Here is a 15,642-nt window from a genome sequence, read left to right as displayed (position 1 = left end):
GCTATTTCTTAACTTCATAAAATTGTTATACACTAGAAAAATAAAAAACAAACTATTCGTTAGCAGGTGAAAGAATATGTATGATGTTACAATTATCGGCGCTGGAGTAAGTAGCATTTTTATGGCTTATTCACTAGCTAAAAGTAACAAAAACATTTTAATTCTTGATAAAGGTAAAGCGCTAGAAGAACGCCATTGTCCTTTAGACGAAGGAAAAGTGTGTAATTGTACTACATGTGATAAATATTTCGGGTTTGGTGGCTTAGGAAAATCTGAAGGGAAATTTAATTATACAAACGGATTTGGCGGAGAACTTGAGCAAAAAGTCGGTAAAGAAGGCTTTATACAACTCATGGCTGAAGTAGATGAAATTCTATGTCAGTTTGGTGGAAGTTCTGTCTCAAAATATTCTACTGAAAATTCAAGTCTCACTAAGAGAGCTGAAGCGTGTGGTTTACAAATGCTAACAACAGAAGTAAGACATCTTGGTACTACACTTTCCAGTAACATTTTTCAGCAGCTCTATGAATTTTTACTGACGAAAATAAATATCCAATTTCATATAGATGTAGAGCATATTATGAAACAGAAAGATCATTTTAATATAACTACAAATCAAGGAACAATTCAATCTAAGCAACTCGTATTTGCAACGGGGCGCTCTGGGGCAGATTGGTTAAAAGAAATGTGCACTTCTCTAAATATTTCTCAGGAACAAACACGTGTAGACTTAGGGATTAGAGTAGAAATGAAAGAACATCAATTACGTTCTATATTAAAAGATACTTTTGAAACGAAACTTTCTTATCAAGGTGAAAATTTCACAGCAACTACTTACTGTATGAATCCAAAAGGACGCATTATTCGAAAGTACGAAGAAGGTTTAGTTATGCCTGACGGTCAAAATTTTCGAGAGCAAGGAACTGGCACTCCTAACTTAAATTTCACTTTGTTTATCCCGCGCTATTTCCCAACTCTTAAAGAAGCCAATATATATGCAAACTCAATTATTAAAGGCATTAATCAAGGACGAGATCGGATTGTTATACAGCGCTTAGAGGACTTATTAAAGAAACAACCTACAATGGAAAAAGATATGAAACATAATCGTATACAACCTACACTACACGGAGATTATGGAGATTTGCATAAAGAAATTCCTCCATTATATATTGATGGACTCAAAGAATTTTTATTACGCTTAGAACATTTTATCCAAGAACCTATCGATAAAGATACTTTATTATATGGAATAGATGGAAAGTTCTATGCCCCTACGATAAAAATCAATAACCATTTTGAAACAAGTATGAATGGGCTATTTTTAGTTGGAGATTGTTCAGGTGTTACTCATTCATTATCTCAAGCAGCTGCAAGTGGTCTATATGTTGGAAAATATTTATCTGATATGTAAACTCTTTCATTACACTACTAGTCAAACGTTTTACGTTTCGCCACCACTTTACTTAATGAAATGATTATCCTACAAAGAAGCATGATTTTACGGGATATATGAAAAACTACATTCTATGTAGAATGTAGTTTTCTACTCATTCATATAACCGTTTACTTTAAACTCACCTTTTATTCAAATTCCAACTCATTGAATGTCAATAGTTTAAAAAGCGTCTATTCCTTTTCACTTTCATTTGTTCGATATTTTGTAACATCATCATAGTGTTTAATATGTTAGGATGTCTATAAGTCACTTTCACTACAAATATGACTTTTTCTGCTTCGCATCTAAAAAAATTAAATTTATGTTACTTCGCATTTAAATTCCCCATTGTATGTATAGGAACACTGCAAATTATTACCATTAGAAAACATAATTTAAATGGTTCACCCTACTATAATAGTTATAAAAACAGAACATATAACCTTGGTTAAATAAATTTTATAAAGAAGGTGTAAAAATGAAGAATAAAATAAATTTACAAATGCAAAATATAAGCTTTGTTATCATAATTGCTTTAGCAGTATGGTTAAAAACATATCTTATTACACGATTCAGTTTTGATTTAAAAATTGAGTCTTCTACACAAGAGCTTATTTTGTTTATTAGTCCTCTCGCTGCATCGTTAGCATTTGTTGGATTCGCATTATTTGCAACTGGTGAAAAGCGAAATTATATAGCGCTATGTATTAATTTCTTATTAACGATCGTACTTGTCGGAAATGTAATGTTCTATGATTTTTATAGTGATTTCGTTACGTTACCAGTACTTGGACAAACATCAAACTTTGGCCAATTAGGCGGTAGTATTATAGAAATATTGAACTACAAAATTATACTCGCATTCGTAGACATTATTTTCTTCTTTATTTTATTAAAAAAGAAGACATTGGTCTTTAAAACAGAACGTTTAACACATTCTACACGCTTACTATATTTCGCCTTAACAATTGCTGTATTTTCTGCAAATCTGCATCTTGCAGAAAAAGAACGCCCTGAATTATTAACGAGATCCTTCGACCGAGTAATGCTTGTCAAAAATTTAGGACTATACACTCACCAAATATATGATTTAACGCTGCAAGCAAAAGCAGGATCACAAAAGGCACTCGCTGATAGTAGTAAATTACAAGAAACTGAAAACTACGTAAAAGCAACCCAAAGTGAACCAAATCCTAATATGTTTGGCGCAGCGAAAGGAAAAAATGTAATTGTCGTTACTCTTGAATCCTTGCAAACCTTTTTAATAGGAGCATCCGTCAATGGTCAAGAAGTTACACCTTTCTTGAATGAATTCATAAATGAAAGCTATTACTTTGATAACTTTTTCCACCAAACTGGACAAGGAAAAACATCCGATTCTGAATTTCTAATAGATACATCGTTGTATCCATTAAACCGTGGAGCTGTATTCTTCACACACGGAAACAATGATTATACTGCAACTCCAGAAATTTTACGTGAACAAGGTTATTTCACTTCTGTATTCCATGCGAATAACGCAACATTTTGGAATCGTAACATTATGTACTCAGCTCTTGGTTATGATCGTTACTATAATGAACTTGATTACAAAATCACGCCCGAAACAAATTTAAATTGGGGATTAAAAGATATAGAATACTTTGATCAATCAGTAGATATGTTAAAAACGATTGATCAACCATTTTACGCTCGTTTCCTTACTTTAACAAACCATTATCCATTTACGTATGATGAAGACACAAAATTCATTGAACCATATAACTCTGGTAATGGCGTATTTGATCGTTACATCGTAACATCACGTTATTTAGACGAATCCATTAAAAACTTTATTGAGCGTTTAAAGGCCGAGGGGCTTTATGATGATTCTATTATTGTATTATACGGTGATCATTATGGCATTTCTGAAAAACATAACCGAGCAATGGCGCAGTTTTTAGAAAAAGATCAAATAACAGAATTTGATACTTTACATTTACAACGTACACCTTTATATATTCATATCCCTGGACAAACAAAAGGTCAAACGATTTCAAAGCCTACGGGACAAATTGATGTGAAACCTACTATTCTAAATTTATTAGGGATTGATACTACGAACGATATCCGTTTTGGTCACGATATGTTTTCAGATGAATATACAGGATTTGTTGTTTTACGTGATGGTAGCTTCGTTACAGACAAATATGCATACAAAAACAACACTTTTTATGACCGCATAACAGGTGAAATTGTAGATTTACCAAAAAAAGAAGCTCAAGCACTCATTAACCGTGCACAAAATGAATTACGTATGTCTGACAAAATTATTGAAGGCGATTTATTACGTTTCTCAGAAAGTAATAAAATTAAAACTGGCGAAGTAAAAACTAAAATTAAAGAAACTGAAAAATAATCTATATATGCAAAGGGAGCAACTCATTACGGTTGCTCCCTTTTTCCCCTCTTATAACAACGGATATAAACAAAAAAACAACTCCAAAATCCACTTTTGGAGTTGTTTTACGTTTATTCTATGCTTGTTTCTAAATTTACATCTGTATAGGCATTATACTCACCTATATTTAAGATTACTTCACATTGACGTAATCTCAATTCAAAGAGCGTTATAGAATCATGATACACTTCAGGATTTGATTTCATTTTATGTAATATCTCTTGTTTTTCTTGTATTTCTAACTGCGTATTTTCTACAGCTTGTTTCAAGGAGTTAAATGGATTTCTAAAGAACATATTAATATCCCGCTCTTGTGTATTTTCAAACAGCTCAAATTGCAAGAAAAATTTCTTCATAATAGAAGCCGTTACTTCTGTATAATCTTCATTTTCTATATACTGTTTATATTTGTTATATAGCATAGATCTATTCTTTGGAAGAACCCCAAATAATTTACCGGCACTTTTCAGTAAAAATTGCGCTGGCGTAAATCGGCGTAAAATATTTACTTCTTCCATTTGTATTCTAGTCGTCATTCTATCAGTATCTCTGCGCCAGTCATCAAGCACTTTAAAATCACATTCTAATTGTATTCGATTTTCTCCAAATAAAGAATTAAGTCCTTCACTGAGTTCTTCTAAGTGCGATTGACTTTGAAGTAACTCATTATTAGAAGTTTCAATCCAATTTTGCATAGAACGAGCAAAGTTAGGTAATACAGTTTGTTCTAAATATTTGTGTACTCTTTCGTTCATTGCTGTATTTAGTTCCATTTCAATGTTTCCAAAATCTCTTTCTTCACTGATTAAATCAGAACAACTCTGCAGTAGCTTCGGAATATGTTCAGTAAGATCATTCGTAATTTCTGTTTTCATTGTACGATACGATTGTGTAATGATATGAATTTTTTCCCTCTCAAAAGCAGTAAGATTATTAATACTACCATTTAGTTTAACTAACATATCTTCATTCCAATTCATAGCATCCACTAGATTGTTTTCCTTCTCAACGCGTTTATCTAAAAGGTATGTAATTGTTTTTCGAATGAAAAACAATAGCTTTTCAGTACGATCTGCATCGATATTTTTATAGTTAAAGTTAAAACGAATAAACTCAGTTAAATCATTTAGTTGTTGACTACTTGTATATAACGAAGAGTAAGGGAACAGTCTCGCTTGCGGGAAATACGCGTTTATTCTCGCTTGCGTATCATGTAAAACTCTTTTTACTTCTGCTTCACTGTAAATGTTATCGATTTTATTTAATAAGAAATGAATTTGTAGATTTGGTGTATGTTCCTGAATGCTTAATAGAATGTCCCGTTCTTTGTCAGTAAAAGGTGAATCCGCATTCAATACGAACAATAATTCGTCTACAGAATTTAGATATTCAAATATCTCATCTCTAGTATCGTTATTTCTATTAAAGCCTGGTGTAACTACAAATGTAAGTTTATTTTCACTTAAAAATTTGCATGGTAATTTAAATTCAACACACGCTCTATCTCTATACGTTTGGTGGTGTAAAGACATCATATCATGGTAATTAGAGAAATTCTCAGTTGTTGTAATTGCTGAGTCTGTTATAGCGTTAATTTCTGTGTGAGCATCATTTTTTAAAACCACTACATTTGAAATTGAGTTTTCTAATATATTTTCTCCTACTATAGAGTTAATAAATGCAGTTTTTCCATTTCCTGAAGTGCCCGTTACTAAAATACGATTTGTTCTTAAATCTGCAAGTTCGCTAACTAACCATCTAAATCGGTGACCCATTTCTATATCATGCTTTTGCGCCCACTGTGTAATAGATTCAAAAAGATGTAAACTATACTCTAAGCCATCCACATGATTAATAGAATATAACAGTAGGTTTTCTGCATTTTTTATATTTGCTGCATCTATTTTGGAAGGGAAAATCTCATCCCATGCCAATACAGCTGCTGATGGAAATACAGCATAAGAAGAATTGACTACCTTTAACCAATTTGTTAACAGATTTGGAATGATATCATGTAATTGTCTAAGCGTATATTGGCCTTGAATTAATTCAAAATACGTTTCTTCGTAAAGAGAAGAAATTTTGTCCCATATATCGGACGAATGTATTTCGATATGTAAGAAAAACTCATTTATTGTGTTAAGCCATAATAAGTAATTTTGTTCATTTTTATAACTGTTCCAAAGTGATGATACAATTTGTGTAAATTGCACTTGATCTACATGATTTAATGTAACTAATACTTCATGAAAATAGTCTGGTGAAATATTTTTAGTAAATCCTCTATCGATATATCCTTTTAGCACCTCAAACCAAGGATAAGATTCTGTTCGAACTAGCTCATTCACAGCAAGCTCTACTGCACTATCAAAATCTTGCTGTTCCTCATAAAAAGAACGGGCAATTTTTGTGACATTCGGATAATCGGGATTTAAAGAGACCGCTTCTTTAATAACAGCGAAAGCTGAGTCAAAATTATTTTGCTCAATGTAAAGAGAAAGCAATTGTAGTCCAATTTCGGTCATCAATATTTTATTATCAGTAGTAATAGAAGTATAAACCTCTTCAGCAACTGATAGTCGGTTCAGTTCAAAGTAAGCATCCGCAATGTTTTTTTGTGCCCATGGTGCTAGTTCATTGCCAACTTTCTCCCATTTGAAAATAGCTGCTTCAAAATCTTGATGGTGATAATAAAATTCACCTTGTGCAAAACGAATATAAGACCCATCGGAAATCTCATGTTTTTCTTCGTTTACATAAACTTCCCCAAGTACGTCAAGAGGCGGTTTTATTTCATTCTCCATTAGGAATGTTTCATAATACATCTTTTTTATTAATTGTTTTTCTATTCTCATCTTTTCCCCCACTATATCTTGAAAACACACTTTTAAGATATGTCAATACTTTTTTTATGTATGCTTTTTATCTTAACAAAGAATTTCTTTTGGAAAATTTCATTTTCCTTTCATTTTTCAAGTAAGATTGAATTTTTATGAGAAAAGTTTCAGTTCTTTTTCAATTCTCTTTCAGTTGTGAAACAACATTAAGTGTTCCTAATAACCTAATAACACTATAATATTCCGCATTATATTATCAGGAAAACTATATATACATTACATTATAAAAACAATCTATAACGAATATATATGCACTGTTTGTTTCACCGATAAATAAAAGAACTCACCACATAATGGTTATTAGATAGACCAATATGCTACGTCCTTTCAGAATTTCAAACACACCACGATAACTTAAACAACAATAATAGTGAACGGCTATCATTACTATACCTTGCTCAAATTGTTTTCCTTTAAAATATTTCAGTAGTTATGTAATTAAATTGTTCTAACCTATATAAATAACTAGTCCAAAAAAACTCTATATGCATATCATGTTATAGTAAAGAATTCAGGAGATCCTAAAAAGGAGGCATTTTCATGTTTGAAGATAAATCTAAAATAAATTACCCATATGAATTTACTGAAACTACAACAGTCCCTCTAAAGAACCCCATTGATAAAAAATTCAAGAACGGCACAGGTACACATAACTTCCCAATTAAAAAGCATTATAAAGAGCAGGTTTTATATACTGAAAAAATTAATAATAATAATAAAAACAAATAATCCTATAGACCCATATAACAATTAACCAAATAAGAATCAATATTTGGCCATGCATAGTTATGTGTTTACTCATGTAGAAATCTTTATTATACAATTTACGTACCTTTAAAAAGTGCTGATATACGGCGCTTTTTTATACATAGATAAATTAAAGCTTCCTTAGTCTAGAAATAAACTACTTACAACCTTACGTAGTTTATGCTCAAATTTAAATAAACTGTAAAATCAATCCACCTTATTTTCGTTTAACAATTGACTCCACATATTAAAAGGGAGCAACATTTACTGTTGCTCCCTTTTGATATCGAATTTTAGTGTGCCTACATAACCCTCTTAAACATCTTCTCCAATTCATAAGTAGAATGATGTACAAGAATTGGTCTTCCATGCGGACATGTATATGGGTTTGTTGTTGTACGAAGTTCTTCGAGTAAAGCGAATATTTGATCGTTCGTTAAATATTGATTTGCTTTTATGGAAGCTTTACAGCTCATCATGATGGCTGCTTCTTCTCGTAGTTTTTTAATATCTACTTTTTTTAGTTTGACCACTTGCTCCATCATTTCATCAATGATTTCTGTTTCTTGTCCTTTTGGGAACCACGTTGGATGCGAGCGGACGATAAAGGATTGATGACCGAATTGTTCCAAAAATAGGCCGACTTTTTTTAGTTCTTCTAACTGTTCTTCGACACGTAAAAATTCAGTAAGAGATAAATCGATACGGTACGGCACAAGTAATTCTTGTACTTCTTGCGCTACTCTCCCTACTTTATCACGGAAATATTCATAATTGATGCGTTCCTGCGCTGCGTGCTGATCAATCATATATAACCCATTATCATTTTGAGCGAAAATATATGTTCCGTGCATTTGTCCAATTGGATAAAGCGGTGGTAAATCATTACCGTTCATTTCAATCTCTTTTATTTCGTGAACTTCTTCTTCCAATTCTTCTAATTCAAAATCGTCATCGTTACTGTTCCACGATTTCTCTTCTCGAATTGGTTCTTCGATTATCGGTTTAGAGGATGGCTGCCAACTTTTCTCTTCTCTTACAAGTGACTGTGGTGGTTGCCATTCTCGCTTCGGCGGTTGCCAAAGCTGCGCTGGCTGTTTCACAGTTGTTCGTTCTTCTTGTTTTTCATCCATGCCAGTCGGTAAAACGATGTTTGGCATCTGTGGTTCTTTCAGTTTTGTATGCTCAAACTGGAACTGTTCTTGCACACTTTCGTCTTTTTCTTTTTTCTTCGTTGTTACGCCTGCATCTGGAATGAGCTGTATTTTTTTAAATGCAGCTTGCAATGTTTCTTCGATAAGCTTTAGCAATTCTTGTTCTTTACTAAAACGAACTTCTAATTTCGCTGGATGTACGTTAACATCAACAAGCATTGGGTCCATTTCAATCGATAAGAAGCCGATTGGGTACCGTCCAACTGGCAGTAATGTATGGTATCCTTGCTGAACTGCTTTCATTAATACGAAATTTCGCACGTAACGGCCATTTACAATCGTTGACATATAGTTACGAGACGCTCGCGTTACTTCTGGTAATGTTACATACCCTTTAATTGTGAAATCTAAAGATTCAGCTTCAATTGGAATAAGCTTCTTCGCAACTTGAATGCTATAAATCGATGCAAGTACTTGCCTTACATCACCATTTCCGGATGTATGAAGCAATTTCTTTTCATTATGAAACAGTTTTAACGATACTTCTGGATGTGACATTGCAATACGATACACGATATCTGTAATATTCCCAAGCTCTGTATGAATGGTTTTCATATATTTAAGACGCGCTGGTGTATTAAAGAATAAGTTTTGTACTGTAATATCCGTCCCTTTTCGGCTTGCTGTTTTTTCTTGTTTTATAATGTCTCCACCTTTAATGATAAGGTGGGTACCCGGCGCATCACCTGTGCTAGTGATTAATTCCAATTCACTAACTGAGGCAATACTTGGCAATGCCTCACCGCGGAATCCGAGCGTTCTTATACGGAACAGATCGTTTTCATCTTTAATTTTGCTCGTTGCGTGGCGTTCAAATGCAACGATACAATCTTCTTCGGCAATGCCATCTCCATTATCAATGATGCGAATTTTTGATAAACCAGCTTCTTCTAAGTGGATTTCAATAGATGTACTATTCGCATCGATGGAATTTTCCACAAGTTCTTTTACGACTGAGGCAGGGCGCTCTACTACTTCCCCTGCCGCAATTAAGTTAGAGAGTTGGTCATCGAGTTTGCGAATTTTCCCCATCTACTTACTCATCCTTTCTTTAACTTTTTCTGTAAGCGATACAGTTCGTTCATCGCTTCTAAAGGCGTCATATCTAGTAAATCAATTTTTTTAATTTGTGCAAGTACTGCGCTTTCTTTTTGATCAAGCACAGGCTTGTCTTGTTTTTTTGAAGATTGGTCTCCTCCAAAGAAAGATAGTTGTGACTCTTCTTCAGTCTCTTCTTTCTTTTCTTGTATTTCTGCCAGTTCTTCTTTTACAACTACAGGTTCTGGAACAACTTCTTGTACCTTTACTTCTACACGCTTTGGAATAATAATTTCTTCTTGTCCTTCTAGTTGCGCTAACACTTCTTTTGCACGAGCGATTAAGCTATCTGGAAGCTCAGCAAGTTGCGCAACGTGAATTCCGTAACTTTTATCGGCTGCTCCATCTTGAATTTTATGAAGGAAGACTACTTTTCCATTCTCTTCAATAGCTGAAACATGTACATTTTTCAGTTGGTCTAAACTTTCTTCTAGCACCGTTAATTCATGATAATGCGTAGAGAATAATGTTTTTGCACCAATTTGGTCATGAATATGTTCAATGATTGCTTGTGCAAGCGCCATACCATCATACGTTGATGTACCGCGTCCAATTTCATCAAATAAAATTAAACTTCTTTCTGACGCATTTGCAATCGCATTTTTCGCTTCTAACATTTCAACCATAAATGTACTTTGACCTGAAATTAAATCATCCGCTGCACCAATTCTCGTAAAGATTTGATCGAATACAGGTAATACCGCTTCTGTCGCTGGTACGAAACAACCAATTTGTGACATAACAGTAACAAGTGCTAATTGTCTCATATACGTACTTTTACCAGACATGTTCGGTCCTGTAATTAAAAAGACATCCATCTTCTCTGGCATAATACAATCATTTGGTACATACAATTTCCCGTTCAATACTTTTTCAACGACAGGATGGCGACCATCTTTAATAAAGATTTCACGCTTCGTTGTTAGCACGGGTTTTACAAACTGCTCTTCTTCACTTACAGTCGCAAAGCTTTGTAGTACATCTAATTCACTAATTACTTTCGCTAAATGTTGTAATTTCGGAATGAATACTTTTACTTCTTCACGGAGTGCTGTAAATAAATCATATTCCAGTTGTACAATTTTCTCTTCTGCTTCTAAAATTAACGTTTCTTTTTCTTTCAGTTCATCTGTAATGAAACGCTCAGCATTAGCAAGCGTCTGTTTTCGCTCATAGCGCCCTTCTGGAAGCGCTGCAAGATTCGCCTTCGTCACTTCAATGTAGTAGCCGAAAATACGGTTGTATCCAATTTTTAATGATTTAACCCCTGTAATATCACGCTCTCGTTTTTCAAGCTCCGCAATCCACGTTTTCCCGTTTTTGCTCACGTAACGATATTGATCAAGCTTGTCATTATAACCGTCTTTAATAATATCTCCATCTTTAATAGAAAGTGGTGGGTTTTCCTGAATACTTCTTCCTAGTAATTCAGTTAAGCTCTCACATGGATCCGCACCTTGAATTAACCTTGCTGCATAAGCATTATCTAAAAGACTAATCGCTTCTAAAATAGCTGGTACTTGAAGTAAAGAACGTCTTAACTGTAATAAGTCCCGTGCATTTACATTACCAAATGCAACTTTCCCTGCTAAACGCTCTAAATCATATACTTCTTTTAGCTTTTCTTTTAAATCTTCACGTAAGAAGTAATCATTTACAAATGTTTCTACCATTTCTAAACGTTCTTCCACTTTCTCTTTCTGGATAAGCGGACGTTCCATCCACTGTTTTAACATACGGCCACCCATAGCTGTTTTCGTTTTATCTAATAGCCATAATAGTGAGCCTGTTTTTTCTTTCGTACGAAGAGTCTCAGTTAACTCTAAATTACGTTTTGAGTGCACATCAATTTTCATAAATTGATTTGTATAATAAATTTCTACTGGTTGCAAATGATCTAACGAACGTTTTTGTGTTCTTATCACATAGTTAAATAAGCGTCCAATTGCTTTAATTAACTTTGCTTGTGAAACATTTTTCACAAGATGTTCTAACCCTTCCGGAATCGTTGTTGCATCTTCATACGAAATCGTCATTTTTAATGTTTCAGTTAATTTATTTAATTCATCTTTTGAAAATGTAGAATCTACAACAATTTCTTTCGAACCAGTTGCATACACTTCTAATAAAATATCTTCTACTGAACCTGTTAACAACGTCACTGTATTTTGTCCAGTCGTTAAGTCATTACAAGCTAGCGCATAAGATCCATCTTCGAAATGTGTTAATGCTGCTAAGAAGTTATTCTCTTTCTCGTCTATTGTACGCCCTTCCATCATCGTTCCTGGCGTAATTAGTTGTACTACTTCACGACGTACTACACCTTTAGCTGTTTTTGGATCTTCCACTTGCTCACAAACAGCTACTTTATATCCTTTTTCAACAAGTTGTTCAATATAATTTTTAGCTGCATGATGCGGTACACCGCACATCGGTATACGATCACTACTACCACCATCTCGGCTCGTTAATGTAATTTCAAGTTCATGAGCTGCTTTAACCGCATCTTCAAAGAACATTTCATAAAAATCACCTAATCGGAAAAATAAAAAGGCATCTTGATAGTCTGCCTTAACCTTTAAGTATTGCTGTATCATAGGCGTATATTGCGTCATGTCTTTCCTCCATAATTTTTACATAATAATCTATATTCATCCCGCATTAACGGGCAGTAAGATTCCCACCTCAAAAATCGGCTGGAACAAAGAAGTTAGGTGGGAGATCAACTGCCCGTAAAAGCCCGATTGGTTCAACTAATAATCAGTGGGGATGCCCCCCCCACTGATTAAAGTTTCACTTTATATATGTCACACTTCACGGACATCCATCTCTCCTATTTCAGGAGTCTTTCTTCATTATAACATATTTCATAAAGATTCATGTTCATTCAGCACCACTTATGTAAAGTAAAAAGCTAGGAAGAACTTCTCCCTAGCTTTCTATTACTCTTCTTCTGCGTCAACGATAAAGTTCGGATCTAATTCTTCAAACTCATCATCATCGACTTGGAAATCCTCATCTGATTCTACACAACCTTCAGGATTTACACTTACACAAATTTTTGTTTCCCCAACTACTTCTGTTACAAATTCACGTTCTACAGTTACAACAATTTTATTCCCATTTGGCGATACAAGAGCTTCTAAACAATTTGGCGGTTGAATGACACGAGCAATAATTTCTAAATCGTCACCAGAGAAGTTCTTATCACGATAACCAATGCTTACTTCGTCAGTGTAGTTCACACGTTCTGTTACAACTTCAGTCTTTGTATTGCCATCAAACGAATACCAAGTGTTCACATCATAGAAACCTTCAATTTCTACATGTTTTCCATTCTTTCTTGCTTCGTACGAGTGGTTAATTACCCAGCACCCTAAAATACTTGTTGGCTCATTATTCGATTCACATGTATGCGTTGACTTTGTATACTTACGTCCTTTTCCAACCACTGCTTTTGTAATAATCTCTCTAAATTCGGACATTCGTAACCCTCCTCAATCACTATTCACTTAATCATATGCGTGACAATAGCGGAATGTGTCATTCTTTTTTGGGAAGAACTTACGTTTAATCCACTAAAAAAAAAGAGATGTCAATATGACATCTCTTTAACAACCACAATTTCCTTTTTTACTTTCTACCGCCGCACCAGTTTCACCCTTAAGTACATCGCCGCCAGTTGAAACTAATATTTCATCTGTAACATTATTAGAAATGGTACTCGCAACTAACTGTAGTAAGTCATTTACATATGTTTGTGAAGATTTAAACTCCTGCACAACTGGAATATTGTCTAACTTATCTTGAAGTGCGTCAATTTCAGCTTCTACTTTTTTCAAAGCTTCCCACTTCCCGTAATGTTGCAAGTTAACTGCTTGTTTTTGCAATGCTTTAATTTCATCAATTGCGTGCTTTACATTTTCATTTTTATGAATTTGCGCCTCTGCTTTCTTAAAAAAATCAACTTCTTCTGTTTCAGAAATCATTTTCGCTAATTCTTTCGCTTGCTCTACAATTTCGTCTTTCGTATATACTTTCATCTATTATTTCACCTCAATCGGTTCCTCAACTAATTCCCCGTTAAGAGACCAAGTTTTTGCTTCCGTTATTTTTACTTTCACAAGCTGACCAATTAAAGATTTTGAAGCGACGAAGTTTACAAGTTTATTCGTACGAGTATAACCTGCAAGTACTTCCGGATTATTTTTACTTTCCCCATCAACTAACACTTCTACAACTTGACCTTTATAACGATTATTCTTTTCAACTGCCAACCCATTTACGAGTGTGTTTAATCGTTGTAGTCGTTCTTTCTTTACTTCCATAGGCACATTATCTTTCATTTTTGCAGCTGGTGTACCTTCTCGCGGGGAATAAATAAATGTAAATGCAGTATCAAATCCTACTTCACGATATAACGACATCGTTTCTTCAAATTGCTCATCTGTTTCATTTGGGAAACCGACGATAATATCAGTTGTTAATACTGCGCTTGGAATTGTTTCTTTAATTTTTCTTACAAGTTCTAAATAATGCTCACGCGAATATTTACGTGCCATAATTTTCAACATATCTGTGCTTCCAGATTGAACTGGTAAGTGAATATGTTCCACTAGGTTTCCACCTTTTCCAAGCACTTCAATTAAGTGGTCATCGAAATCACGTGGATGACTCGTTGTAAAACGAATACGGGCAATATCAACTTTACGAAGTTCGTCCATTAAATCTCCAAGACCGTATTCTAAATCTTCAAAGTCTTTACCATATGCATTTACGTTTTGTCCAAGTAGCGTAATTTCTTTATAACCATTCGCAGCTAAATGACGAATCTCTTGAATAATATCTTCTGGACGCCTGCTTCGCTCTTTTCCGCGTGTATACGGTACAATACAATATGTACAAAATTTATCACAGCCATACATAATATTTACCCAAGCTTTAATATCGCCACGACGCACTTTCGGAAGATTTTCAATTACGTCCCCTTCTTTTGACCAAACTTCAACTACCGTCTCCTTCGAGAACATTGCATCTTTTAGAATGTACGGTAATCTATGAATATTATGCGTGCCAAATACCATATCTACATGCTGATTTTTTTGCATGATTTTATTTACAACAGATTCCTCTTGAGACATACAACCACATACACCAATTAAAAGGTCCGGATTTCTACGTTTTAATGATTTTAAATGACCAAGTTCACCGAATACTTTATTTTCAGCGTTTTCACGAATTGCACAAGTGTTTAATAAAACTACATCTGCATCTTCAGTTGAAAATGTCGGTTCATATCCAAGTGTTGTGAAAATACCTGCCATTACTTCCGTATCATGCTCATTCATTTGACACCCATATGTACGAATATAAAACTTTCTTCCTGCACCAAAATTACGAAACTCTTCAGGTAAGCCAAAATCCCGTTCAATTTTAACTTCTTCTTTTCCGCGCTTTTTGGCATCTTTTAAGGAAGGTGGTTGATATACACTTTCAAAGTATTTGCTATAATCTTTCTCTTCTTTTTTCGTAGAGGAATTTGCTTGTTGACTTGCTAATCGTTGTTGCTCGTTCATCGGTAATCTCCTTTCACCCTTAACTATACACACTCTGTAGTCTATTTTAATGCGCTTAGACCCACCTTAAAAATGGTTAGATAGCTTGATTGAGAGATAACTTGTCCTTTGAAACTTGAGTAATCGATCTAATCATCCGTAAGAATGAAGTCTTCCCCACACAAATAGACGTTCCCTTTTTATTATTTCATCTTGTCCTACCCAAAAGCATATTGCTTTATCCCTATACACA

Annotated in this window: 9 protein-coding genes and 1 pseudogene; 3 read left to right on the top strand and 7 right to left on the bottom strand. The window is 34.2% G+C overall.

Annotation, left to right across the window (positions count from 1 at the left end; genetic code table 11):
• The first annotated feature begins 76 nt into the window (after positions 1-76).
• The gene (locus ACS2MN_RS19735) at positions 77-1,414 is read left to right on the top strand and encodes an NAD(P)/FAD-dependent oxidoreductase (RefSeq protein ID WP_346994979.1); all 1,338 of its coding nucleotides are present in this window, start codon (positions 77-79) and stop codon (positions 1,412-1,414) included.
• 502 nt (positions 1,415-1,916) lie between these two features.
• Positions 1,917-3,836: an LTA synthase family protein gene (locus ACS2MN_RS19730; RefSeq protein WP_346994978.1), complete on the top strand. Its 1,920-nt coding sequence runs from the start codon at positions 1,917-1,919 to the stop codon at positions 3,834-3,836.
• A 113-nt stretch (positions 3,837-3,949) separates the two neighbouring features.
• Here the strand turns inward: ACS2MN_RS19730 and ACS2MN_RS19725 are convergent, their stop codons facing one another.
• The gene (locus ACS2MN_RS19725) at positions 3,950-6,733 is read right to left on the bottom strand and encodes a dynamin family protein (protein ID WP_346994977.1); all 2,784 of its coding nucleotides are present in this window, start codon (positions 6,731-6,733) and stop codon (positions 3,950-3,952) included.
• A gap of 331 nt (positions 6,734-7,064) precedes the next feature.
• Positions 7,065-7,202, bottom strand: a pseudogene (locus ACS2MN_RS19720) (IS6 family transposase); the annotation flags it as partial.
• Positions 7,203-7,315: 113 nt separating this feature from the next.
• On the opposite strand from ACS2MN_RS19720, the gene ACS2MN_RS19715 reads away from it, so the two are divergent.
• Complete coding sequence (locus ACS2MN_RS19715) at positions 7,316-7,504, top strand: hypothetical protein (RefSeq protein ID WP_000461139.1); 189 nt, start codon at positions 7,316-7,318, stop codon at positions 7,502-7,504.
• A gap of 320 nt (positions 7,505-7,824) precedes the next feature.
• Here the strand turns inward: ACS2MN_RS19715 and mutL are convergent, their stop codons facing one another.
• The 5 genes from mutL to miaB all read right to left on the bottom strand — a co-directional run bounded on the left by mutL (position 7,825) and on the right by miaB (position 15,410).
• On the bottom strand, positions 7,825-9,768 hold the full coding sequence (mutL, locus tag ACS2MN_RS19710) for a DNA mismatch repair endonuclease MutL (protein WP_087950637.1): 1,944 nt from the start codon (positions 9,766-9,768) through the stop codon (positions 7,825-7,827).
• A gap of 8 nt (positions 9,769-9,776) precedes the next feature.
• Positions 9,777-12,449: a DNA mismatch repair protein MutS gene (gene mutS, locus ACS2MN_RS19705; protein ID WP_000195999.1), complete on the bottom strand. Its 2,673-nt coding sequence runs from the start codon at positions 12,447-12,449 to the stop codon at positions 9,777-9,779.
• A gap of 327 nt (positions 12,450-12,776) precedes the next feature.
• On the bottom strand, positions 12,777-13,319 hold the full coding sequence (gene cotE / locus ACS2MN_RS19700; protein WP_001288802.1) for an outer spore coat protein CotE: 543 nt from the start codon (positions 13,317-13,319) through the stop codon (positions 12,777-12,779).
• 126 nt (positions 13,320-13,445) lie between these two features.
• On the bottom strand, positions 13,446-13,877 hold the full coding sequence (locus tag ACS2MN_RS19695; protein WP_000870465.1) for a RicAFT regulatory complex protein RicA family protein: 432 nt from the start codon (positions 13,875-13,877) through the stop codon (positions 13,446-13,448).
• Between the two features lie 3 nt (positions 13,878-13,880).
• Positions 13,881-15,410 (bottom strand): tRNA (N6-isopentenyl adenosine(37)-C2)-methylthiotransferase MiaB, encoded by a 1,530-nt coding sequence (gene miaB, locus ACS2MN_RS19690; protein ID WP_001005380.1) that lies wholly within the window; start codon positions 15,408-15,410, stop codon positions 13,881-13,883.
• Positions 15,411-15,642: the final 232 nt, after the last annotated feature.

The organism is Bacillus cereus group sp. BceL062, assembly GCF_051780025.1.
In the GTDB taxonomy this organism is placed as follows: Bacteria; Bacillota; Bacilli; order Bacillales; family Bacillaceae_G; genus Bacillus_A; species Bacillus_A toyonensis.
This window is presented reverse-complemented; position numbering and strand designations above follow the sequence as displayed.